Source organism: Paracoccus sp. MKU1 (assembly GCF_001447385.1).
Classification (GTDB): Bacteria; Pseudomonadota; Alphaproteobacteria; order Rhodobacterales; family Rhodobacteraceae; genus Paracoccus.
In genome coordinates, this window is sequence record NZ_LLWQ01000225.1 from 56,693 (window position 1) to 77,899 (window position 21,207).

Here is a 21,207-nt window from a genome sequence, read left to right on the forward strand (position 1 = left end):
TTGACGTGTTATTGACTGCCGGGCCTTCGGGTCCGGCCTCTCTCTGTTCGCCTCAGGCCAGGAAGCGGCGGAACTGCCGCAACGCCAGCCAGAACAGCACGGCGCCGATCAGCGCCAGCGCCAGAAGCTGCGGCCAGACCACGCCCAGCCCGGCCCCCCGGAACAGGATGCCCTGCGACAGGATCACGAAATGCGTGTTGGGCGCCAGCGACATGACCGCCTGGATGATGTCGGGCATGCTTTCGCGCGGCGTCATGCCGCCGGACAGCACCTGCAAGGGAAACAGCACCAGCATCAGCAGCAGCCCGAATTGCGGCATCGAGCCGGCGACCGTGGCCAGGAAGATGCCCATCGAGGTGGTCGCGAACAGCATCAGCGCCGCCGCGGCGATGAACAGCGGCACCGAACCCGCCACCGGCACCTGCAAGGCCATCTGCACCACCACGGTGATCGCGAAGCTCGAGGCCAGCAGCACGACAAGCCCCATGGACCAGATCTTGGACAGCATGATCTCGGCCGCCGTCACCGGCATGACCAGCAGATGCTCGACGGTGCCATGCTCTTTCTCGCGGATCAGGGCGGCGCCGGTCAGGATGATCGACAGCATGGTGACGGCATCGATGACGCTGTTGATCGCGCCGAACCAGCCTGCGTCCAGCGCCGGATTGTAGCGTGCCCGCAGCGCCAGTTCGACGGGCAGGGCGGTGTCCTCGCGATGGCCGGCCAGGAACTCCTGGACCTCGGCGCTGACGATCTGCTGGACATAGCCGCTGCCGGTGAAGGCCTGGCTCATGCGGGTGGCATCGACGTTCAGCTGGATCGCCGGATGGCGCCCGGCCAGCAGGTCGCGCTGGAAATCGGGCGGGATGTCCAGCGCGAACGTATCCAGCCCCTCGTCCATGCGGCGGTCCATCTCGGTGGTGGAGATCAGCCGCGGCGTGCCGAAATAGGGCGGGGTGAAGGCCGAAACGATGCGCTCGGACAGGGTCGAGCGGTCCTCGTCCACCACGGCGATGGCGGCATTGGACAGGCTTTCGGGCATCGCCTTCGATTCGGTATAGATCGACAGCGAGAAGGCATAGACGATGAGCAGCAGCATGGCCGGGTCGCGCCACAGCCCGCGCAGTTCCTTGATGCCCAGGTTCCAGACGTTGCGCAGCCTCATTTCGCCTGTTTCCTCAGCAGCAGGGCGCTAAGCCCCAGGATGACCGGGATGGCCGCCGCCAGCGCCGCGAAGGCCATGCCCAGATCGTCGAAGCCCAGCCCCTTCGAGAACGCCCCGCGCGAGGCGATGATGAAATGCGTGGTCGGATAGACCTCGCCGATGGCGCGGCCCACGCCTTGCAGCGAGGAGACCGGATCCAGCAGCCCGGAATATTGCGCGCCGGGGATCATGGTCAGCAGCACGGTCGCGAACAGCGCCGCCGCCTGGCTGCGCATGAACGAGGAAATCAGCAGCCCCATGGCCGTGGTGGCGCCGACGTAAAGCAGCGCGGCCAGCGTAAAGGCCGTCAGGCTGCCGGTGAAGGGCACGCGGAAGGCGAAGACCGCGAAAGCCGTCATCAGCGCAAAGTTCAGCATGGCCAGCGCCACATAGGGCAATTGCTTGCCGATCAGGAATTCCAGCCGCGTGACGGGCGTGACGTAGAAATTGATGATCGAGCCCAGCTCTTTCTCGCGCACGACGCTGAGCGTGGTCAGCACCGCCGGGATCAGCAGCAAGAGCAGCGGGATCACCGCCGGCACCATGGCGACCAGGCTTTTCACGTCCGGGTTGTAGCGGAACCGCGTCACCAGCTCGAAGTCGCCTTGCACCGCCTGATCGCCATGGGCCTCGCGCGTCTTGCGCATGATCCAGTCGGCATGCATGCCCTGGACATAGCCCTGCACGGTCTCGGCCCGGGTCGGGTTGGCGCCGTCGATCCAGGCGCCGACCTGCACCGGGCTGCCGCGCGCCAGGTCGCGGGCAAAGCCGGGCGGGATCTCGACGGCCAGGGCCAGCTGGCCGGTGCGCATGCGCGCGTCCATCTGCTCGTAATCCGCCAGGGGCTCGGTCTCGGTGAAATAGCGCGAGCCTGCGATGTCCAGCACATAGTCGCGCGAGGTCGTGGTCTGGTCGCGGTCGAGGACGGCGAAGCTCAGGTCCTCGACATCCATGTTGATGCCGTAGCCGATGACGAACATCAGGATCAGGCTGCCGACCAGCGCCAGGGTCAGCCGGATCGGATCGCGCCGGAGTTGCAGCGATTCCAGCCGGGAATAGCTGAGCATCCGCCGCAGGCTGAACCAGCCGCCGGGCGCCGCCGGCGCCTCGGGCGCATCGGCAAGCGGCACGGGCGGGGGCTCGTCGCCGATCGCCTCTTGCAGATAGGCGACGAAGGCGTCGTCCAGCGTGGCCGCGCCCTTGGCCCGCTTGATCGCCTCGGCCGTGTCGCTGACCAGCACCCGGCCGGCATGCATCAGCGAGATGCGGTCGCACAGTTCGGCCTCGTTCATGAAATGGGTCGAGACGAAGATCGTCACCCCGTCATGGCGCGACAGCTCGCCCAGGATACGCCAGAAGGCGTCGCGCGCCACCGGATCGACGCCCGAGGTCGGCTCGTCCAGGATCAGGATCTCGGGGCCGTGGATCATCGCCACGGCCAGCGACAGGCGCTGGCGGATGCCCAGGGGCAGGGCGTCGGGCAATTCGTCCGCCACGCCCGCCAGCCCGAAACGCTCGATCATCTGCCCGACGCGGTCCGTGACCTGGCCGGCCTCCATGCCGAACAGCCGCGCGTGCAGGTCGAGGTTCTGCCGCACCGTCAGTTCGGAATAGAGCGAGAAGGACTGGCTCATGAAGCCGACCCGGTGGCGCACCGCCATGTCCGAGGGGTCGAGTTCGGCGCCGAACAGCCGCGCCGTGCCCTCGCTGGGCTCGAGCAGGCCGGTCAGCATCTTCATGGTGGTGGTCTTGCCGCAGCCGTTCGAGCCGAGAAAGCCGAAGATCTCGCCCTTGTCGATGCGGAAGCTGACATTATCGACGGCGGTGAAGTCGCCGAAGCGCATGGTCAGGTGCCGGGCCTCGATGGCGGTCTCGCCGTCCTCGGCCCGGCGCGGCGGGATCGAGACCGGCTCGTGCCCGCGCCTTTCGCTGTCGGGCAAGAGCGCGATGAAGGCGCGGTCCAGATCCTCGGCCCCGGTGCGGGCCAGCAATTCGGCCGGGCTGCCGGTGGCCAGCACCCGGCCCGCATCCATCGCCACCAGCCAGTCGAAGCCGGCGGCTTCCTCCATATAGGCGGTGGCGGTGATCACGCTCATGCCGGGGCGGTCGCGGCGGATGCGCGCGATCAGTTCCCAGAACTGGCGGCGCGACAGCGGATCGACGCCGGTGGTCGGCTCGTCCAGGATCAGCAGGTCCGGGTCGTGGATCAGCGCGCAGCACAGGCCCAGCTTCTGCTTCATCCCGCCGGAAAGCTTGGCGGCGGGGCGGTCGCGAAACGGCGACATGCCGGTCGCCGCCAGCAGCGCGTCGATGCGGCGCGCGCGCTCGGCCGGGCCGTGGCCGAAAAGCCGGCCGAAGAAATCCAGGTTCTCGGCCACCGACAGCGTCGGATAAAGGTTCCGGCCCAGCCCCTGCGGCATATAGGCGATGCGCGGGCAGATCTGGGCGCGGTGGTGCGCATCGGCCATGTCGCCGCCAAGGACACGGATCCGGCCCTGCTGGATCACCCGCGCCCCGGCGATCAGCGAGAGCAGGCTGGACTTGCCGACGCCGTCGGGACCGATCAGCCCGACCATGCGCCCGGCGGGGATCGCCAGCGACACCCCGTCCAGCGCCACGACCTTGCGATAGCGCAGCGAAACGCCGGCGATCTCGGCGACCGGCGGGGGATCGGGCAGGGCGGTCATTGCACCAGGTTGGAGAGCGTGTCGGGCCAGCCCGCCTCGGCGTCGATGCGCACATAGGCGGTGCCGGGCAGGCCGGTCTTGACGTAATTGCTGTATTTGCGCAGCAGCTCGGGATCGACCTGGGCGCGGACGCGGAACATCAGCTTTTCACGTTCCTCGGCGGTCTCGACGGTCTTGGGCGTGAACTGCGCCACATCCGCGACATAAGAGATCCGCGCCGGGATCACGTATTGCGGGGCGGCGTCCATCACCAGCCGCGCCTCGGCCCCGACCTCGACCCGGCCGGCCTGCGCGGTCGGCAGGAAGAAGGTCATGTAGACGTCCTCCAGATCGACCAGGTTGAGGATGCGCCCGCCCGCCGCGACGATCTCGCCCTCTTGCGCGATGCGGTATTGCACCCGGCCGTCGCGCGGCGATTCCAGCGTCGCGTCACCGATCTGCACCTCGACGGCCTCGATCGCCGCCCGGGCCGCGTCCACCGCCGCCTCGGCATCGACCACCTGGGCGCGGGCGGTGCCGATCCCGGCCTCGGCGGCGGCAAGGTTCGCCTCGGCCGAGGCCAGCGCCGCCTGCGTCTCGCGTCCCGAGGCCCGCACGTCGTCCAGCACCTGCTGCGAGGCGACATTGCTGCGCGCCAGGCTTTCGGTGCGCGCCAGCCGGGCGGCGGCCGCATCCGCAGCCGCCCGCGCCTGTTCGACCGCGGCCTCGGCCGCCTTGTGCTGCGCCTCGGCCTGGGTCACCAGGCTCTGTGCGGTCTCGACCCCGATGCGGGCCCGGCGCAGCTGCGCCTCGGCCTGCCGCTTCTGCGCGTCGAGTTGCAGCGTGTCCATCTGCACCAGCACTTCGCCCTTGCGCACGAACTGGCCCTCGGCGGCCTGGATGCGGGCGATGCGCCCGGCCGACAGGGCGGAAATGTCGATCTCGGTCGCCTCGATCCGGCCATTGCCCGAGGCGATGCCGGCAAGCTGGCCGTCCCGCGACAGGTTCTGCCAGGCCAGCCAGCCGACGACGGCCAGAACGACGGCGGCCGCAGCCCCGCCCCACCAGGATCCTGCCTTGCCTGCCATGCACGACCTCCGCAATCAATAAAGACGGCGCCGGAACGCCCCTGGCACCGGCGGCGCGAATCGCTTCGCCATGCAACAATAACCGTCCTGCGCGCGGCGCGCCTTGACGAAAATGCGCGCGGCACCCGGCGCGTTTCGGCGGCAGCATCGCCGCAACCTTATGGAAATCTTGCGGAAAGCCTGCGGGGCAGGGGGCGGGCGCCCAGCCAAAGGGATAGGTTGTCGGGTCTTGTGACGCTCGGTAATCTTTTCTCCGACGCCATGGCAACCTTTTGCAGGCCCCGTGTTCAGGCTCTCATGCTCAGGCCCCCAGTGACATCATGCGCGAGCTGATCGAAGTCCCGCCGACCCGCAAGCGGCTCAAGGAGATCTTTCTCGATCGCGATCAGCGACAGCAGCATCCTGCCGAGATGCTGAACTGCGTCGCGCATATGATCCTGGCCATCGACGAGCCCGAGGAGATGGTCATGGTGGCACTGGAATACATGGCGCGCCGGCTGGGGGTGTGCCGGGGCGATCTGGGCTTTCCGTCGCCGCGCGACCCGATCTATGCGCCGGTCGTCGTGCATTACAATCTCGGCACCGATCCCTTGCGCTGCGACGACGCGACCTATCGCAACCACAGCATGGTGTTCCGGCAGGCCTGGGGGCAGCCCGGGCCGGTGGCCTGCGACGACGTCGTCTCGCACCCGCTGCTGGCGGACAGCCGCGATGAGTTCCTGGCCATCGAAAGCCGGTCGATCCTGTTCCAGCGCCTGTCCTTTGCGCATCGGACCGTCGGCATGATGTGCCTGGACTATACGCATGACGCCCATGCCTGGACCGATGCCGACAAGGGCTTCGTGCGCGAGTTCACCGCCAGCTTCCTTGGCCCGCTGGCCGGGATCAGCCACCACTGGCACGGCAAGACCGGGGCGCAGGCCGACGGCCCTTCGCGCCGGCCCTCGCTGGCCGAGCTGGAGGCGATCCGGCTGGCCGCGCAGGGCCTGAGCTGTGACGAGATCGGCGAGGCGCTCGGCAAGTCCCGCCGCACCATCGAGAACCAGCTGCGCAATGCGCGCATCGGCTTGCAGGCCTCGAACCGCAGCGAACTGATCCGCAAATGCGAGGTCTGGCTCTAGGCCCCGGGCCGGCGGACCGGCCCGGGTCGGGGGCGCGATCCGGGGCTCAGCCCGGGATCGGCCGGCAAGAGGTGCTGGGCGCCGGCGTGGCCACCCGGTATTCCTCGGACGGTGCCGGCACCTGCACGTAATCGACCGGCGGCTCTGCCGTGGGATAGGTGACGGTGATCGTTTCCGGCACGTCCATCTGCTGCGGGTTCGTTGCGCCGCGTGCCACGTTATAGGGGTCGGTGAAGGTGCCATAGGTGCCGGGCTGGACGGTGTACTGCACCTGTCTGGACCCTGTGCCGGCATTGGCCAGGTATTTGTGCGGGTCGTTCCAGTCGCGGCCGTCCAGATTGGCGTAGAACTTCAGATCGACCAGCACCGCGTCGCAAAGCGGCGTGACCTCCTCGTATTGCGTCGGCCAGCCGCTGCCGCCGCTGGTATCGGGATAGCGGCCCCAGTCGCCGCCCTTCAGCGGGCAGGCGCCGCCGGCATTGAAGGCCGCGCGGTTCGGGTGATGCACGCCATAGAGCGGCAGGCCGACCGCCTCGGCAGTCTCGCCGCCTTCCAGGTGGAAGCGCGGAGCGAGCGTCACCTCGGTCTTCAGCCCGTCCTTCCCGGGCAGGTCGTCCCAATAGGCGCCGCCCGGGCGGACATAGCGGAAATCCGCGTTGTCCGGGTTGTCGAACACCGCCATCAGGAACAGATAGGGCTTGTTGAAGAACGGCCGCTCGACCAGGTAATATTCCACCTGCGTGCGGCTGGCATCGACCGGCTTCCAATCGACATGCAGGGCGTCCTGTCCCGGCTGGCCGACATTCACCCAGGAGCGCGCATCCGGGAACTGCGTCAGTTGCAGCACCCGGGTGTAGTTTTCCTTGATGTCCAGCCCGGCACGCTTGCCCAGCGGCCCGACCTGATCGGCACCGGGCTGCGAGAAGGCGAAATCCATGGCCAGCTTGGCATAGGGGAAATCGTTCTCGGACATGGTGCAGTAGAAATTGGGCAGGTCGATGGGCACATGCCCGGCATATTTGCCCTCGTATTTCGGATGGGACAGCGGCAGGTCGATGAAGGTCAGCCGGCCCTCGGCATCGACCTGCTGGTCGGGATAGCGATAGCCGTCCCAGCCCTCGTCGGGCAGATAGGAGGCATAATCCTCGCGCACGGCCTCCAGGTTTTCCGGTGCCAGCGGATCGGCGCCGGGGGCAAGGCCCTTGGCGCCGGGGCGAAGATATTCGCGGATCGTGCCGTTTTCCTGCACGCGCCAGAGGCCGTGCTTGCCCTCGCCGATCATCGTCAGCACCTGCTCGGCCACGGTGATGAAGCGATAGGTGTAGTTGGTGCTCATATAGCCGATATAGACCGGCAGATGCGGGATCTGCGAATGGGTCCGCGACGGCCGACCGGTGCCGAGCAGCTTCGACTGCCCGTCATCGGATTTGATCGACTGGTCGGCCGTATAGAAGAACGGATCGCCCAGCGTCAGGTCGCCCAGATTGGGCATGCCCTCGGCGGCGGCCGCGCCTGCCAGCAGCGCGACCGCCACGGGGATCATCCCCGTGCTTATTTTTTTCATTTTCTCCTCCCTTTCGATCACGCGCGCCTAGGCGGTGTCGCGCAGGCGCGCGCCGCAGACGTAAGCCTTGCCCGCGGTCTTGGTGGTGAAGGTCACCGTGGCGCCCTTGGGCAGCAGCAGCACATCACCCGCGGTTGCGTCGATGCTGTTCGTGCCGTCCGAGACCGTGATCTCCCCCTCGAGGATCAGCTTGGTCTCGTCGTAATCATAGGTATAGACCAGCGGCTCGGCCGATGCTTCCAGCCGGAAAAATCCGCAGGTGATCGGCTTGTCGGGATTGTCCGCACCGACCACGTCCTGCAGAAAGGCGTTCACGCCGGGCGTGTCCATCGGCGCGATCTCCATCGCGGTGGCATCGTCGATATGCGTGATCTGGGGCGCATCCTGTGCACTGACGGCGGCGCCCAGCCACATCGACACCATGCCGATGGCGATACCCGTTGCCCGAGTGAATTGCGTCATCTTGCTCTCCTCCTACGCATGACGATTCTGTCTGGTCAGCATTCAGGCTAGCACCGGGGATCCCTGTCCCGCATGACAGAGAACCCCTAATCCGAAATGACGACCCTCGTCCGCGCAGGCCTTCCGACAGGGGAGAGGCCACGCATCGCCCTTGTTTGCCAAGCGCGAAACATAAGGATAGCACAGATTCAGGCGCGAGCGCATCAGTCCGATGGCGGCTCGCCTTTCCTCTGCTCACAAAGCCCCGCCGAGATGGCTCGGCGGGGTTGCGGCCGGCAGAGATCGCCAGCGGCGCATAGCGGGGATGGCACGCATCGCCAATCGGCAGTGCTTCGATTGCCCTTGATGCGGTGCCGTCCGCTTTTCTCCGTTTGGCAAATACTCTCGGGGGTGAATTGCGGCGCCAGCCGCAAGAGGGGGCGGACAGCCCCCTTCCCCTGTCAGCTCAGCCGAGGATGGTCGCCTCGGTCGCGGCGCGCAGCTCGTCCTCGCTCACGCCATCGGCCAGCTCGACGATCTTCAGCCCGCCCGGGACGACGTCCAGCACCCCCAGATTGGTGATGATGCGATTGACCACCGCCTGGCCGGTCAGCGGCAGCGTGCAGGATTTCAGCACCTTCGACTCGCCGTGCTTCGAGGTGTGGTCCATCACCACCACCACCCGGCCCACGCCCGCCACCAGGTCCATCGCCCCGCCCATGCCCTTGACCAGCTTGCCGGGGATCATCCAGTTCGCCAGGTCGCCGTTCTCGGCCACCTCCATCGCCCCCAGGATCGCCATGGCGATCTTGCCGCCGCGGATCATCGCGAAGCTCTCGGCGCTGTCGAAATAGGCGGTCTGCGGCAGCTCGGTCACCGTCTGCTTGCCGGCATTGATCAGGTCCGGGTCCTCCTCGCCCTCATAGGGGAAGGGGCCGATGCCCAGCATGCCGTTTTCCGATTGCAGCGTCACATGCACCCCCTCGGGGATGTAGTTCGCCACCAGCGTCGGGATGCCGATGCCGAGGTTCACATACCAGCCGTCCTGCAGCTCCTGCGCGGCCCGCGCCGCCATCCGGTTGCGGTCCCAGCCCTTGGTTTCGGCGGCCATCATGCGGTCTCCTTCTTGCCGGTCGTGTCGGAGACGCGCGAACGTGTCGTGCGCTGCTCGATGCGCTTCTCGTGCTGGCCCTGGATCAGCCGATGGACATAGATCCCCGGCAGGTGGATGGCGTCGGGATCGAGGCTGCCGGTCGGCACGATCTCCTCGACCTCGCAGACGCAGACCCGGCCGCATTTCGCCGCCGGCACGTTGAAGTTGCGCGCGGTCTTGCGGAAGATCACGTTGCCGGTCTCGTCCGCCTTCCAGCCCTTGACGATGGCCAGGTCGGCGACGATGCCGCGTTCCAGGATATAGGTCTCGCCGTCGAAATCGTGATGCTCCTTGCCCTCGGCGATCACCGTGCCGACGCCGGTTTTCGTATAAAAGCCCGGGATGCCGGCGCCGCCCGCCCGCATGCGCTCGGCCAGCGTGCCCTGCGGGTTGAACTCCAGCTCCAGCTCGCCCGAGAGATACTGGCGCATGAACTCGGCATTCTCGCCGACATAGGAGGAGATCATCTTGCGGATCTGCCGCGAGTCCAAGAGCTTGCCCAGCCCGAACCCGTCCACGCCGCAATTGTTGGAGGCGATGGTCAGCTCCCTGGTCCCCGCCTTCAGGATCGCCTCGATCAGCAGTTCCGGGATGCCGCAAAGTCCGAACCCGCCCGCCGCGATCAGCATCCCGTCCCGCAATACACCGTCAAGCGCGGCGTCCGCGCTGGGATAGATCTTGTTCGATCCTGTCATTCACGTGCCTCGATATGATTGCTCCCCGGCGGCCGACCTCCCGCCGCCGCAATCAACCCTGTCGCATATGGCCGGAATACTCTATCCGTAGGAATACGTAGTCGGATAGGTATCCCATGCAGCGATCCGTTTGGCAGCCCCAGACCCGGGATTACGACAGTCTTGGTTTCCAGAATGCGCCCGATGCGACGCTGGTCCTGGCCGAGCGGGTGATCGTCCGGGCCAGCCAGATGGTCGAGTCGGTCTTCGGCTGGACCCCGCAGGAGCTTGAGGGCCAATCCATGCGCTGCCTCTACCCAGGCCAGACCGATTTCGATCTGGTCGGCGAACGCGCCCGAAAGGCACTGCGGGAGCGGCCGTTCTATCGTGACGAGCGTTTCATGCGCCGCAAGGACGGCCGCATCGTCTGGATGGAGGGCAGGGGCCGGACCATGGACCAGGCCGACCCGCACCGTCTGGCGATCTGGACCTACCGGCCGCTGGAATCCGCCGTCAGCGCCGGCAGCCTGCTGACGGCGACGGAGAAGCGCATTGCCGGCTATCTGGTCAACGGCTTCACCAGCAAGGAGATCGCCAAATCGCTGGGCTGCTCGCCCCGCACGGTTGAGGTGCACCGCGCCAACATGATTCGCAAGATGGGAGTGCGGAACAGTTTCGAACTGGTGCGCAGGCTGCTCGATATCGGCTCGGGTTGAGCGGTTGGTCCGTATAGACAGATGCTTGCGGGAGGATAAGGATGACAGCGTCCGGCGCGGCATCAGAGATCGCATTGTTAGCGCGAAGGAGATCGATCGGGACCCATCGCCGGAATTGGCGGGACCGAAGCTGTTCGGGTCATGGTGGAAGGGGAGTTTTAATTACATAATCTTAGTTATCGGTGAATTTTGTGTAGACGCAAAGTAGAATTGTCGAACAACTGAAATAATGGCCATTCGGGCCCTTTTTTGACCATTATACAACAATTTAGTGGCCATTGCCGTGGCTTGACATAAACATAATCATTTGATTTCAATTTATTGACAGAATCCGGCCGACCGTCGCCTGCGGTTGTGATCCGTCATCCGGCCTCATACCTGACCTGTTGATCGTTCGGATGCTGACCGGCAAGGTCGCCTCAATCTCTTTTGGAGCGATGGGAACGGCCTGAAGGTCGCCAGATCTCCGCAGTTTCCTGACCACCACGTTTCCGCCGGAAAGCGCCGCTTCTCCGAACGGCGGAGCCATGTCTCGAAGGTCGACACGATGTCGCAATATGCAGCCCGTTCGGGCCCTGGACAAGACGTCCCTCGGTCCCGGGCGCAATCACTACCGCTCTTTCCTGTCCGGATTCAGGCTCACACCCGCTGAGCCGAACGTCGGCCCCCTGCCCTGACCCACCTCTGTTGTAACAGCCCGGCCGGTTTCCGGCTGCTGGCGCTGCTTTGCCAAAAGGAACCCCTGATGTCCTGCATTCCGTTTTTCGAGGCCCGCTTCATCAATTCCAACGAGGGCCGGGTCGATCTCGGGCGTGCCGCGGAGGTGTGTGGCCAATGAACATCCTGATCACGGCCGACCTGCACCTGGACCTCTGGGCCGACGCCGGACGCGATCCGTTCGCAGGGATCGTGCCGGTGTTGCGTGACCTCGACGCGCTGATCATCGCGGGCGATCTGGCCAACGATCCGCATCGGAATTGGCCCTGGACGCTGTCCCGGATCGCGCGGCTGATTTCGCCTGCACGGATCTGGGTGATCCCGGGCAACCATGACTATTATGGCGCCACGCTCGACGACGACATTCTGGCCCGGATCGCCTCAGGTGCGGGTGTGAGCCTTGCCCAGAAGCGGGTTCTGACCTTCGGCACCTGCCGCCTGCTGTGCTGCACGCTTTGGACAGACTTCGCGCTGACCGGCGATCCACAAACGGCGATGGACCACGCGGCGATGGTCATGCCGGATTACGGTCGAATCCGTCGGCTCGATGGGGATCTCATCTCGCCCGAGGACACCGTCAAGATTCACCGCGATCACCTCGACTGGCTGACGCGGGAGATCGCCAGGCCTTGGCCGGGCCAGACCATTGTCGCGACCCATCACGCCCCGAGCGCGGCTGTGGCCGGTCCCCTGTCCAGCCTCAGCCCGGCCTTCGCGTCCGATCTGGAAAGCTGGATCGAGGCGCACCGGCCCGAGTACTGGTTCTTCGGGCATACCCACCGACCGCTCTCGACCCGTATCCGCGGCGCGCCGGTTGTCAATGTCTCGCTCGGCTATCCCGACGAGGTGCCCGAGGGCGGTGAGGCCGAGTTTCTGCTGCGCGGCCTGATCTTCCCCGGCGCCTGATCGCCATTCCCCCCAACTCATCTTCCCTGGCCGGACCTCATCCGGCCGACGGTCCCCTCATGCCCGGAGTAATCCCATGTCCACCATCCCCTTCATCGAGGCCTGCTTCTTCAGCCTGACCGAGGGTCGTCTCGACCTTGAGCTCCGCCTCAAAAAGCATCTGCGCAAGCTGCGCTGCAAGAGGATTCCCCCAGACCTCCTGACCCCGCCCGTCGATGTCGACGCGCCGGACGAAAGCCCGGACATGGACCTGGCGGACTTCAACGGCATCAGCGCCCACGACGCGACGCGCACCCTTACTCACCGGACAGCTTTTCCAGATCCACCCGGATGACCGTATCCGTGGCGCCTTCCCGATAGTCCGGGTGCTGCTTGTCCAGCGGCCGCTTGACCGTCAGGAACAACAGGCCACCCTCCGGGCTGATCGCCAGGCTATTGGGATGGATCGGCAGGTCGATGCGATGGCGCAACTCGAGCGTAGTGCCGTCGATCACGGCGAGGCCGCCGGTGCCTTGATGATCTTCATGCCCGGCCCCGCGCCATGTGACATAAACCTCATTGCGCCGCGGATTGAACAGCGTGTCGAGAATCCCCTTGCCGACCGGCACGCTGGCGATGGGGCCGCCGGTCTCCGTGTCGAAGACGTAAAGTTTGCCGGTGCTGGCATCCGTGGCAAAAAGGCGTCCCTCGGGATCAAGCGCAAGGTTCAGCAGGAAATGCTGCGAAGCCTCGGCTCCCGGATTGGTGGTATCGCCGGTCGAGATGGCCGCGACCCGATCCCCGGTCGTGCCGTCCAGGACCGCGATTTCCTCGATGCCGCCGCCGCTGACGTAAAGCCGTGAGCGTTCGGCATCATGGGCCAAGCCTGCTGCCCACAGGCCGACATCCTCGACCCTCCGGACCGCGTTGCCATTGTGGGTATCGACGATCCACACCGTTCCGCTGCGCGACGGGCTGGAGACAAAGACCCTGCCGCTGGTCTCGTCCACCTCGATCATGCGGATATGTTCGGTCTTGCCTTCGGCATCGGTCTTGCCCAGTTGCACATGATCCAGCGTCAACCCGCTTTTGGCGTCGAGGATACTGATCGTGCCGCTTAACGTATGCCCGACAAAAAGCCGGCCGGTGCCGTGATCCATCGCCAGCGCGAAGGCGCGGTCCGGCAACTCGATCCGCCGCACAAGGCGCAAATCCTTGTCATCCAAAGCATAGACCGCGCCCATAGCGCCGTCATCGAGGGCCGGCGATGAGGCAACGAAGATCAGTCCCAGTTCGGGGGCATGCGCGATCTCGTAGGCGCCGGGGACGATGTCCTGCCGCACCACCTGCCCGGCATAGTCCGAGACCGGCACAAGCGGCGCTTCGGCAAGAAGTGGGGCGGGCAGCATGCATAAAACGGCAAGTGCGATGCGACGTGACAGGCGCAGAAACGTGTCGTCCATGGGGAAACTTCCTCTATCAGATGACGTGTCCCCTCGTCGCCAAGGGGACACCGAATGCTCAGAACCGATAATCCAGGCTCAGCGTGGCATTGCGCGGCGCGCCGTAATTGCCGGTGGCATAGGTTTCGTCGATCGAAGACAGGTATTTGCGGTTAAACAGGTTCTCGATGTTCAGGCTGGCGCTCATGCCGTTCTGGAAATCATAGCGCCCCATCAGCCCTGCGACCGCATAGGAGCCCTGCCGCGCGGTGCCGGTGACGGGCCAGACCCAGGTATTCTCGATGGCGCTTTGCCAGCGCAGGCTGGCGCCCAGGGTCAGGGGCATTGTCTCGAAGGCATAGACACCCGACAGCTTGATCGAATGGCGCGGCGTGACGGTCGAGATGCGCAGCCCGTCGCCGTCCTTTGCGGTCGTATAGGCATAGCTGGCGGCCAGCTGGATGTTCGGCCGGATCTCGCCCGCCAGCTCCATCTCGAACCCCTTGCTACGGGTGCCGTCGATGGATTTATAGGGGTTCGAGCCGTCTGGCAGTTGATAGCTGACGCTGCGGTCGCGGACGGGCAGATTGTCCTGTTCCAGCAGATAGATCGCCGCCGCGAAGTTCAACCGGTCGTCCGCGAAGCTGGCCTTGGTGCCCAGCTCGTAGTTCGAGCCCGTGGTCGGCTCCACGATCCGGTTGTCCTTGTCGCGATAGCTGGCCTGCTTGAAGACGCGGGTATAGCTGGCATAGACCGACCAGTCGTCGTTCAGGTCATAGGTCAGCCCGGCATAGGGGATCCATTCGCCATTGCGGCTGATCTGCTGACGCGTGGTCGCGCCGCTGTCGAGGTTCGACGTGGTATAATCGTAATCATACCAGACCACCCGCGCGCCGGCGATCAGGTTCAGCCGGTCGGTCAGGCCAAAGCGGCCCGAACCATAGGCTGCGACCTGGTCGATCTTTGTATCGCTGACATAGCTGACATAGCCGGCCTGCTGGATCAGGTTCGGCACATGGCCGTCCCAGTCGAAGATCGAGCCGGTGATCGGCTGATAGTCGATCTCGGTGCCGTCGAAGGCCGCATGGGCCTTGTGATTGTCCTTGCCCCAGCTGCCGGTGACGCCGAAGCGCAGGTCATGGCTGCGACCCCACAGCTCGACCGGACCCGAGGCGGTCAGCGACAGGGCGGTCTGGTCGGTATCCGTATCGGCATAGCCGCCGACGGTCTGCACGCCGAAGCCCTGCGGATCGGGCGAGCCCCAGCTGGCCGAGGCCAGATAGCCCCTGCGCTCGGCCTTGTAGACGGACAGATCGCCCACCGCCTGCCAGCCGGTGCCGAAGTCATGCGCATAGCGCAGGAACACGGTCTGCGTGGTCTGGGTCAGCGGCAGGTCGCCGCCGCCGGCGTTGGTGCTGGTGTCGTAATCCAGCTGCGAGCCGTCATTGGCGATCAGCGGCAGGCCGCCGAACTGGTGGTTGCGGGTTCGCGAGCGCTGGAAGTCGTAACCGGCGCTCAGCGTGCCGGCATCGCCGACATCGGCTTCGACAGTGCCGTAAAGCACGGTCTTGCGCCGTTCGTAGCGGTCCAGCCAGGAATCGCCCTGCTCATGCGCGGCGACGAAGCGGCCGCGGATCGAGGCATCGGCGTTCAGCGGCCCGCTGATGTCGAGATCGCTGCGAACCGTGTTCCAACTGCCGACCGAAAAGCGCAGCTGCGTCTGGGGAGTGGCGGTCGGCGTCTTGCGCACCATATTGACCACAACCGACGGCTCGCCCGCCCCGGCCATCAGCCCGGTCGCGCCACGCAGCACCTCGACACGGTCGTAGATCGCCATATCGGCCATGCTGGGCCCGGAGCCATACTGGATGCGATACCAGACCGGCAGACCGTCGACCATGTAGGTCGGGCTGGAAAAGCCACGCGCATAGACGCTGCGCCGCTCGGTATCCATCGGCATGACGGTGATACCGGTGGTATCCTCCAGCACCTCGGAAATGCTGCGCTGGTTGCGGTCGTCCATCCTTTGCCGGGTGGCGACGCTGATCGATTGCGGGGTTTCCTTCATGGTCAGCGGCAGCCCGGTCGCGACCGTGGTCAGGCCGGTGGTATAGCTGCCGGTGCCCTCGGTCACCGCGCCGCCGGCGTCGATGCGGATCTCGTCCAGCACCACGGTATCGGCGGCGGGTTCGATGGCGGCAGCGGCCGGGGCCGTCAGCGAGATCGACTGCGGCGAGTTCACCCGGAATCCCAGTCCCGAACCTTGCAACACCCGCTCCAGCGCGGCGCTGGTGGTCATCCGCCCGCTAACGCCGGGGCTTTGGCGACCCTGCACCAGAGCGCTGTCGTAAAGCACCTGCACCCCGGCCTCGCGCGCGAAACGCAAAAGCGCGCCGTTCAGGCTTTGCGCCGGGATGTCGAAGGCTCGGGTCTGGGCCGCCTCCTGCGCCGTCGCGGTCGACGGTTGCTGTGTGGCGATTCCAAGGCCGCCAAGCGCGGCGATCAGGGCGATGCGGCTGATCTGTCTGTTCACTTTCCCTCTCCGATCTTTGGCCCTCTGCGGGGCGGGTTCAGGAAAAGGACGAATCCGGCGCGCGATCCGGTAATGCCGAACGCGTTTTTTTTTTCAGTAAAGAACCGTCAGCAGCGGCGGCACCGACAGGCGGCGCAGGGCCAGTTCCGCTGCGATCCGGTCCACCGCCTGCGCGATGTCATCGGTATGGAACACGCCGCTGACCCGGCGCGCGGCCAGATTCTTGCCGCGCAGAACGATACGGCCATGGCGATAGCGGTTCAGCTCGGCCACCACCTCGCCCAGAGGCCGGTCGTCAAAGACCAGTTCGCCCGAACGCCAGGCATTGGCGAAGTCCATGTCGCGCGGCGTCGGGATGGGAATGGCTTCGGGCCGGGCATCGACGCCCATGCCCTCGGCCAGCACGACCGGCGGTGCGACGCCCGTAACCGCTTCGACCCGCACGCTGTGTTCGGCGACCAGCACCTCGACATCGTCCTTGTGCAGATCGACGGAAAACTGCGTGCCGAGGGCGGTGACGCGCATGCCGCCCGCTTCGACGACAAAGGGTCGGCCTTGGAACTGCGCGGCGGGTGCGGCCGTGAAATAGGCGCGGCCTTCCAGAAGGCGCACCAGCCGCCGTGTTCCGTCATAATCCTCGGTCAGCGCCGCACCTGATGCAAGCTCGGCCCGGCTGCCGTCTGGCAGGGTGACCACCAGATTTTCGCCGACCGCCGCGATGTGATCGGCCTGAAACTTCAGGCGCAGATCGTCCTGCCAGAACCAGAGCGATGTTCCAACCACCAGAGCTAGCACGACAAGCGCGCCGCGACCGCGCCTCGCACCCCCAGCCTGCGGACCCATCAGCTCCAATTCCTGCCATGTCCGTTCAGCCCGGTCGAAAGCCGCGCGATGCGCCGGATCGGTATCGCACCAGCGCTGAAAGGCAGCTTGCGTTGCCTCGGTCAGCTCGGGATCGGCCAAGCGGATCACCCATTCCGCCGCTTCGGCCTCTGCCTGCGCGCCGGGCCGCATGGCGTCGCCGGATTGCCCTGTCATCAGCCGTCCTCATATTCCCGCAAGCGGCGCGTGACTTCGAAAAGCGCCCGCGCCAGATGCTTCTGCACCGAGCTTTCCGACAGGTCCATATGCCGCGCCACCTCGCGATAGCTGAGCCCGTTGATGCGGTGCAGAACAAAGATCCGCTGCGTCTTGTCGGGCAGTCCGGCCAGCGCCTGCAGGAACACCTTCAGCCGCTCGCGGTCGATCATCCGACGCTCCTGCCCCGGCCGGGGATCGGCGATGGCGGCAAGGACATGATCGCCCGGCATGTCGGTGCGGCGCCGCCTTTGCAGCCGCAGGTGATCGAAGGCGATATTGCGGGCGATGCGGTAAAGATAGCCGCGCAGGTTTTCGGGCCGTCCCCCGGCCTGCAGCGTGGTGCAACAGCGCAGAAACGCGTCCTGCGTCAGATCCTCGGCCAGATCGGGGTCGCGCAGCATCCGGGCCAGATAGGAACTGACATCCCCGCGATGGGTGCAGAACAACCAATCCAGATCCGTCCGTTCCACTTTACCCGCCCATACCGCCGCCGATCGGAGAAACCTCGGCTGGCAGCGCAGAGACGCAGGGTGGCTGACCGAATGAACTCCTCCCTAGTTCAACAGACCGACCGTGCAAAGTCGAAATCGGATGATCGTGACCCGGTTCCGAGGGACGGGGTGGTCTCCATGATGTAACCTGTTCCTTTACCGAGCAGATGCTCGGACAATCGGTCTCCTGATGGCTGGGATCACTCGCCCAGTTCACCCAGCTTTTCCAGATCGTCCCGGATGACCGAATCCAGCGCGCCCTCGCGATAGTCCGGGTGGTTCTTGTCATGCGGGGCCTTGACGGCCAGGAACACGGCTCGGCCGTCCTCGGCGATCTCCAGGCTGTTAGGGAACGATGGCCGCGACCACAGTCTACTTCGATACCTTTGCCCACGGGATGGCGCACGCCAGGCCGATGCCGCTACTGCCGCCGGTGATGACGGCGGTTTTCCCTGCAAGTTTCATGGGATTCTGCTTCCTGTTTCATTCGACCACGCCCACCCGGCCGCGCCGGGCCGGGTGAAGCGATTTCGGTCAGGTCAGATTGCGAACTGCACGCCGGTCAACTGTTCGCTGACGTCCCAAAGCCGCCTGGCCGCATCGCGATCGACAGCATAGGGAGCCACGCCGTTGTTGCGCTGGCCGGACTGGTTTTCGGCGACCGTGAAGTTCTCGGGATCAGCGTCCAGCAGCGGCGCAATGTCGGAATCGACTCAGAACATGCCGCCTTTGCCTTCCAACTGCGGGCTGACCGCGCACCAGACCTTGGTGGCCGCGCCCATCGGGACCGACTTGATGTCCTTGGCCGGGTCGATCTGCGGCACGCCGTCCTTGTCGATAACGCCGGCGTCGATCAGCTCCTGCACCGGCACGTTGCGTTCAAGCCCGGTTCCGGAAATGCCGCCAGGGTGCATTGAGAAGGCCCGCACATCGTCGGCCTGGCCGCGTGCGTCCAGCTCGACCGCGAACAGGATGTTGGCGGTCTTGGACTGGCCGTAACCTTCCCAGGGGATATACGGACGGTTCTCGAAATTGAGGTCGTCGACCACGACCGGCGAGAAGCGGTGCCCCATCGAGGACACCGACACGACGCGCGCGCCCGGCGTGGCCTTCAGCGCCGGCCAGAGGCGGGCAGTAAGCTGGAAGTGGCCGAGGTGGTTGGTCGCGAAATGCAGCTCGTTGCCGCGCGCGTCCAGCGTGCGTTCGGGCACAGCCATGATGCCGGCGCTGTTCACCAGAATGTCGAGCGGCAGGCCCGAAGACAGGAACCGCTTGGCGAAGGCGTCGATGGAGGCCGGATCGAGAAGGTCCATTTCCTCGACTTCGGCGGCGGGCAGGCTTTCGAGCGCCTTCTTCGCCCGCGGCAAGTCGCGCGCCGGGACGATGACGCGCGCGCCGGCCGACAGGAAAGTGCGCACGGTCTCCAGGCCCAGCCCGGAATAGCCGCCGGTGACGATCGCCACCTTGCCGACAAGATCGACGCCACGGATGACGTGGGAGGTGGTGGAGGCGGCGGTGAAGCCGGAATTGATGGGCTTTTGTGGGGTGGTCATAGACATTCTCCGTTATCGGGTGTTCTGAGGCCCTGAATCCATGTCCGTCGATCTGGACAGGGCCTCGTTGGTGTGCAGCTCGTTCAGGCGGGCCTCAAGGACCGGCTGGACGATCGACAGAGCGTCGCTGCCGGCGAGAAACTGCCTGGGCGGATCGTCCATGTTGGCGATGCGGACCAGGGCTTCGCCCAGCTTCGCGGGGTCGCCCGGCTGCTGGCCGTCCAGCGTCGCCCATGCCTGCGCAACGTCGCCCGCGCCCGCGTAGTCCTCGATCGTGTTGGCGCTGTAGGTCACATGGCCGGCGTCCAGCAGATCGGTGCGGAACGCGCCGGGCTCGACCACGGTGATGCGGATGCCGAACGGCTCGACCTCCTGCGCCACCGACAGCGACAAGCCCTCGACCGCGAACTGCCGCTCGATGTCGGCCGTGGCCATTTCCTCGAAATTGCCCAGCAGGCTGTAGCCGACGTTGTTGACCAGCACGTTGATGCGGCCGAAGCGCGCGACCGCCTCCTGCACGGCTACTTTCGCCTGATCCTCGTCGGACACGTCGAGGCGAACGAGGGCGAGTCTTTCGCTCGCCACGTCATTCAGGGCTTGCGACAGCTTGGCGGGATACTGATCCACCCCCGTTGAACGGGTCCACCTTGAAGTATGGTTTTGGCCGTGAAAGAGGACCATAATGGCACAGAAGCGACACAAGCCCGACGAGATCGTGACGAAGCTGCGGCAGGTTGAAGTGCTGCGCGGCCAGGGCATGACGATGGCGGATGCGGTGCGCCAGATCGGCGTTTCCGAGCTGACCTATTACAGGTGGCGCAAGCAGTATGGCGGCATGAGCCGCGATCAGCTTCGCCAGTTGAAGGAGCTCCAGAAAGAGAACGAACGGCTGCGCAAGGCGGTGGCCGATCTGACGCTGGACAAGCTGATCCTGACGGAGGCAGCACGGGGAAACTTCTGAGCCCCTCGCGCCGCCGGGCCTGCATCGACCACGTTCGCACTGTCCTGCTAGCCGCGTGTCGGAGCGCCGGGTATGTCGCGTGCTGGGGCAGCATCGCTCCACACAGCGCCGCATTCCCCGCGGCCGGGACGACGAGCGGCAACTGACCGAGGACATCGTTGCCCTGGCCCGCCGCTATGGACGTTACGGTTATCGCAAGATCGCCGAGCTTTTGCGCAGCCAGGCGGGCTGGGTTGTCAACGACAAGCGGGTCGAGCGGATCTGGCGGCAAGAGCGGGGTGAGGCGGACAAGCAATCGATCCAGTGAATCGATTGCCCGCCGAACGGTTCCGGCGAAGCAACCGAAGCGAGGCCGGCTCTGGTTCGCCGACGGATCATGTATCCGCCTGCGCGCCGAGCGGCCCAACCATGTCTGGTCCTATGATTTCGTCGAGGAGTGAGGAGGATCGGAAAACAGTCCGGGGGACTGTTTTCCCGACGAACACCCATGATGGAAGGAAATATCGCATGCTCAACGTGATCGACGAGTTCACGCATGAGGCGCTGGCGATCCGTCTCGATCGCAAGCTCAACTCCACCGACGTCATCGACGTCCTGTCTGATCTGTTCATCCTGCGCGGTGTGCCCGGACACATTCGTTCCGACAACGGCCCGGAGTTCATAGCTAGGCTCCAGACCCATTGCTTTCAGGCCTTTGGCGTGCTTCAGGCTCCGCAAGGAGAGCTGATCGATGAGCAATCTTTTCTGGCTGAGCGAGGCGCATATGGAGCGGCTACGGCCCTTCTTTCCCAAGAGTATCCGAAGATCAGAAAACAGTCCGGGGGACTGTTTTCCTGAGGATGGGCAAGCCGCGCGTGGATGCCCGGCATGTGCTGAGCGGGATAATCTTCGTCAATCGCAATGACTTGCGGTGGTGTG

General features: G+C 65.4%; 18 protein-coding genes and 2 pseudogenes. 7 read left to right on the forward strand and 13 right to left on the reverse strand.

Going from position 1 to position 21,207, the window contains the following annotated elements; genetic code table 11:
• Positions 1 to 52 precede the first annotated feature (52 nt).
• From AQY21_RS26875 to AQY21_RS26885, 3 genes are read right to left on the reverse strand one after another with little or no spacing between them, the layout of a single operon-like run.
• On the reverse strand, positions 53 to 1,165 hold the full coding sequence (locus AQY21_RS26875; RefSeq protein WP_058100643.1) for an ABC transporter permease: 1,113 nt from the start codon (positions 1,163 to 1,165) through the stop codon (positions 53 to 55).
• A complete protein-coding gene (gene rbbA / locus AQY21_RS26880; protein ID WP_058100644.1) occupies positions 1,162 to 3,891 on the reverse strand; it encodes a ribosome-associated ATPase/putative transporter RbbA in 2,730 nt (909 codons plus the stop codon). Before rbbA ends, AQY21_RS26875 begins: the two co-directional genes overlap by 4 nt.
• The gene (locus tag AQY21_RS26885; RefSeq protein ID WP_058100645.1) at positions 3,888 to 4,958 is read right to left on the reverse strand and encodes an HlyD family secretion protein; all 1,071 of its coding nucleotides are present in this window, start codon (positions 4,956 to 4,958) and stop codon (positions 3,888 to 3,890) included. Before AQY21_RS26885 ends, rbbA begins: the two co-directional genes overlap by 4 nt.
• Positions 4,959 to 5,278: 320 nt before the next feature.
• On the opposite strand from AQY21_RS26885, the gene AQY21_RS26890 reads away from it, so the two are divergent.
• Positions 5,279 to 6,079, forward strand: coding sequence for a helix-turn-helix domain-containing protein (locus AQY21_RS26890; RefSeq protein WP_058100646.1), 801 nt, complete (start codon positions 5,279 to 5,281; stop codon positions 6,077 to 6,079).
• A gap of 46 nt (positions 6,080 to 6,125) precedes the next feature.
• Here the strand turns inward: AQY21_RS26890 and AQY21_RS26895 are convergent, their stop codons facing one another.
• The 4 genes from AQY21_RS26895 to AQY21_RS26910 form a co-directional block, all read right to left on the reverse strand.
• The gene (locus AQY21_RS26895; protein ID WP_058100647.1) at positions 6,126 to 7,643 is read right to left on the reverse strand and encodes a hypothetical protein; all 1,518 of its coding nucleotides are present in this window, start codon (positions 7,641 to 7,643) and stop codon (positions 6,126 to 6,128) included.
• A gap of 27 nt (positions 7,644 to 7,670) precedes the next feature.
• Complete coding sequence (locus tag AQY21_RS26900; RefSeq protein WP_152988349.1) at positions 7,671 to 8,105, reverse strand: cupin domain-containing protein; 435 nt, start codon at positions 8,103 to 8,105, stop codon at positions 7,671 to 7,673.
• 445 nt (positions 8,106 to 8,550) lie between these two features.
• The gene (locus tag AQY21_RS26905; RefSeq protein WP_058100665.1) at positions 8,551 to 9,195 is read right to left on the reverse strand and encodes a 3-oxoacid CoA-transferase subunit B; all 645 of its coding nucleotides are present in this window, start codon (positions 9,193 to 9,195) and stop codon (positions 8,551 to 8,553) included.
• Complete coding sequence (locus tag AQY21_RS26910; RefSeq protein WP_058100648.1) at positions 9,195 to 9,932, reverse strand: CoA transferase subunit A; 738 nt, start codon at positions 9,930 to 9,932, stop codon at positions 9,195 to 9,197. The genes AQY21_RS26905 and AQY21_RS26910 overlap by 1 nt, the downstream gene beginning before the upstream one ends.
• A gap of 116 nt (positions 9,933 to 10,048) precedes the next feature.
• Between AQY21_RS26910 and AQY21_RS26915 the strand changes: the two genes are divergently transcribed.
• The 3 genes from AQY21_RS26915 to AQY21_RS26925 all read left to right on the forward strand — a co-directional run bounded on the left by AQY21_RS26915 (position 10,049) and on the right by AQY21_RS26925 (position 12,584).
• The gene (locus tag AQY21_RS26915) at positions 10,049 to 10,627 is read left to right on the forward strand and encodes a LuxR C-terminal-related transcriptional regulator (RefSeq protein ID WP_058100649.1); all 579 of its coding nucleotides are present in this window, start codon (positions 10,049 to 10,051) and stop codon (positions 10,625 to 10,627) included.
• 834 nt (positions 10,628 to 11,461) lie between these two features.
• A complete protein-coding gene (locus AQY21_RS26920) occupies positions 11,462 to 12,250 on the forward strand; it encodes a metallophosphoesterase (RefSeq protein WP_058100650.1) in 789 nt (262 codons plus the stop codon).
• A 76-nt stretch (positions 12,251 to 12,326) separates the two neighbouring features.
• Positions 12,327 to 12,584, forward strand: coding sequence for a hypothetical protein (locus tag AQY21_RS26925; protein WP_058100651.1), 258 nt, complete (start codon positions 12,327 to 12,329; stop codon positions 12,582 to 12,584).
• Here the strand turns inward: AQY21_RS26925 and AQY21_RS26930 are convergent.
• The 4 genes from AQY21_RS26930 to AQY21_RS26945 all read right to left on the reverse strand — a co-directional run bounded on the left by AQY21_RS26930 (position 12,547) and on the right by AQY21_RS26945 (position 17,754).
• Positions 12,547 to 13,692 (reverse strand): YncE family protein, encoded by a 1,146-nt coding sequence (locus tag AQY21_RS26930; protein WP_058100652.1) that lies wholly within the window; start codon positions 13,690 to 13,692, stop codon positions 12,547 to 12,549. The genes AQY21_RS26925 and AQY21_RS26930 overlap by 38 nt on opposite strands.
• A gap of 58 nt (positions 13,693 to 13,750) precedes the next feature.
• Positions 13,751 to 16,204: a TonB-dependent receptor gene (locus tag AQY21_RS26935; protein ID WP_058100653.1), complete on the reverse strand. Its 2,454-nt coding sequence runs from the start codon at positions 16,202 to 16,204 to the stop codon at positions 13,751 to 13,753.
• A 93-nt stretch (positions 16,205 to 16,297) separates the two neighbouring features.
• Positions 16,298 to 17,242 (reverse strand): FecR domain-containing protein, encoded by a 945-nt coding sequence (locus tag AQY21_RS26940; protein ID WP_058100654.1) that lies wholly within the window; start codon positions 17,240 to 17,242, stop codon positions 16,298 to 16,300.
• Complete coding sequence (locus AQY21_RS26945) at positions 17,242 to 17,754, reverse strand: RNA polymerase sigma factor (RefSeq protein ID WP_065169998.1); 513 nt, start codon at positions 17,752 to 17,754, stop codon at positions 17,242 to 17,244. The genes AQY21_RS26940 and AQY21_RS26945 overlap by 1 nt, the downstream gene beginning before the upstream one ends.
• A gap of 376 nt (positions 17,755 to 18,130) precedes the next feature.
• Here AQY21_RS26945 and AQY21_RS29200 point away from each other — a divergent pair, with 376 nt between their 5' ends.
• On the forward strand, positions 18,131 to 18,298 hold the full coding sequence (locus AQY21_RS29200) for a hypothetical protein (protein ID WP_162531880.1): 168 nt from the start codon (positions 18,131 to 18,133) through the stop codon (positions 18,296 to 18,298).
• 190 nt (positions 18,299 to 18,488) lie between these two features.
• Here AQY21_RS29200 and AQY21_RS26950 read toward each other — a convergent pair whose 3' ends face one another.
• Positions 18,489 to 19,328 carry an SDR family NAD(P)-dependent oxidoreductase gene (locus AQY21_RS26950; RefSeq protein ID WP_238986916.1) on the reverse strand — a complete coding sequence of 280 codons (840 nt, stop codon included), beginning with the start codon at positions 19,326 to 19,328 and terminating at the stop codon, positions 18,489 to 18,491.
• Between the two features lie 12 nt (positions 19,329 to 19,340).
• On the reverse strand, positions 19,341 to 19,955 hold the full coding sequence (locus AQY21_RS26955) for an SDR family NAD(P)-dependent oxidoreductase (RefSeq protein ID WP_203416694.1): 615 nt from the start codon (positions 19,953 to 19,955) through the stop codon (positions 19,341 to 19,343).
• A gap of 55 nt (positions 19,956 to 20,010) precedes the next feature.
• On the opposite strand from AQY21_RS26955, the pseudogene AQY21_RS28195 reads away from it, so the two are divergent.
• Positions 20,011 to 20,988: pseudogene (locus tag AQY21_RS28195) on the forward strand (IS3 family transposase); the annotation flags it as partial.
• 31 nt (positions 20,989 to 21,019) lie between these two features.
• A pseudogene (locus AQY21_RS28200) lies at positions 21,020 to 21,207 on the forward strand (hypothetical protein); the annotation flags it as partial.

Coding starts and splice junctions, on each gene's coding strand:
- AQY21_RS29200 (WP_162531880.1), top strand. CDS start 18,131: ATGGCCGCGACCACAGTCTACTTCGATACCTTTGCCCACGGGATGGCG.
- rbbA (WP_058100644.1), bottom strand. CDS start 3,891: ATGACCGCCCTGCCCGATCCCCCGCCGGTCGCCGAGATCGCCGGCGTT.
- AQY21_RS26925 (WP_058100651.1), top strand. CDS start 12,327: ATGTCCACCATCCCCTTCATCGAGGCCTGCTTCTTCAGCCTGACCGAG.
- AQY21_RS26875 (WP_058100643.1), bottom strand. CDS start 1,165: ATGAGGCTGCGCAACGTCTGGAACCTGGGCATCAAGGAACTGCGCGGG.
- AQY21_RS26920 (WP_058100650.1), top strand. CDS start 11,462: ATGAACATCCTGATCACGGCCGACCTGCACCTGGACCTCTGGGCCGAC.
- AQY21_RS26905 (WP_058100665.1), bottom strand. CDS start 9,195: ATGGCCGCCGAAACCAAGGGCTGGGACCGCAACCGGATGGCGGCGCGG.
- AQY21_RS26930 (WP_058100652.1), bottom strand. CDS start 13,692: ATGGACGACACGTTTCTGCGCCTGTCACGTCGCATCGCACTTGCCGTT.
- AQY21_RS26940 (WP_058100654.1), bottom strand. CDS start 17,242: ATGACAGGGCAATCCGGCGACGCCATGCGGCCCGGCGCGCAGGCAGAG.
- AQY21_RS26910 (WP_058100648.1), bottom strand. CDS start 9,932: ATGACAGGATCGAACAAGATCTATCCCAGCGCGGACGCCGCGCTTGAC.
- AQY21_RS26950 (WP_238986916.1), bottom strand. CDS start 19,328: ATGACCACCCCACAAAAGCCCATCAATTCCGGCTTCACCGCCGCCTCC.
- AQY21_RS26890 (WP_058100646.1), top strand. CDS start 5,279: ATGCGCGAGCTGATCGAAGTCCCGCCGACCCGCAAGCGGCTCAAGGAG.
- AQY21_RS26885 (WP_058100645.1), bottom strand. CDS start 4,958: ATGGCAGGCAAGGCAGGATCCTGGTGGGGCGGGGCTGCGGCCGCCGTC.
- AQY21_RS26895 (WP_058100647.1), bottom strand. CDS start 7,643: ATGAAAAAAATAAGCACGGGGATGATCCCCGTGGCGGTCGCGCTGCTG.
- AQY21_RS26900 (WP_152988349.1), bottom strand. CDS start 8,105: ATGACGCAATTCACTCGGGCAACGGGTATCGCCATCGGCATGGTGTCG.
- AQY21_RS26915 (WP_058100649.1), top strand. CDS start 10,049: ATGCAGCGATCCGTTTGGCAGCCCCAGACCCGGGATTACGACAGTCTT.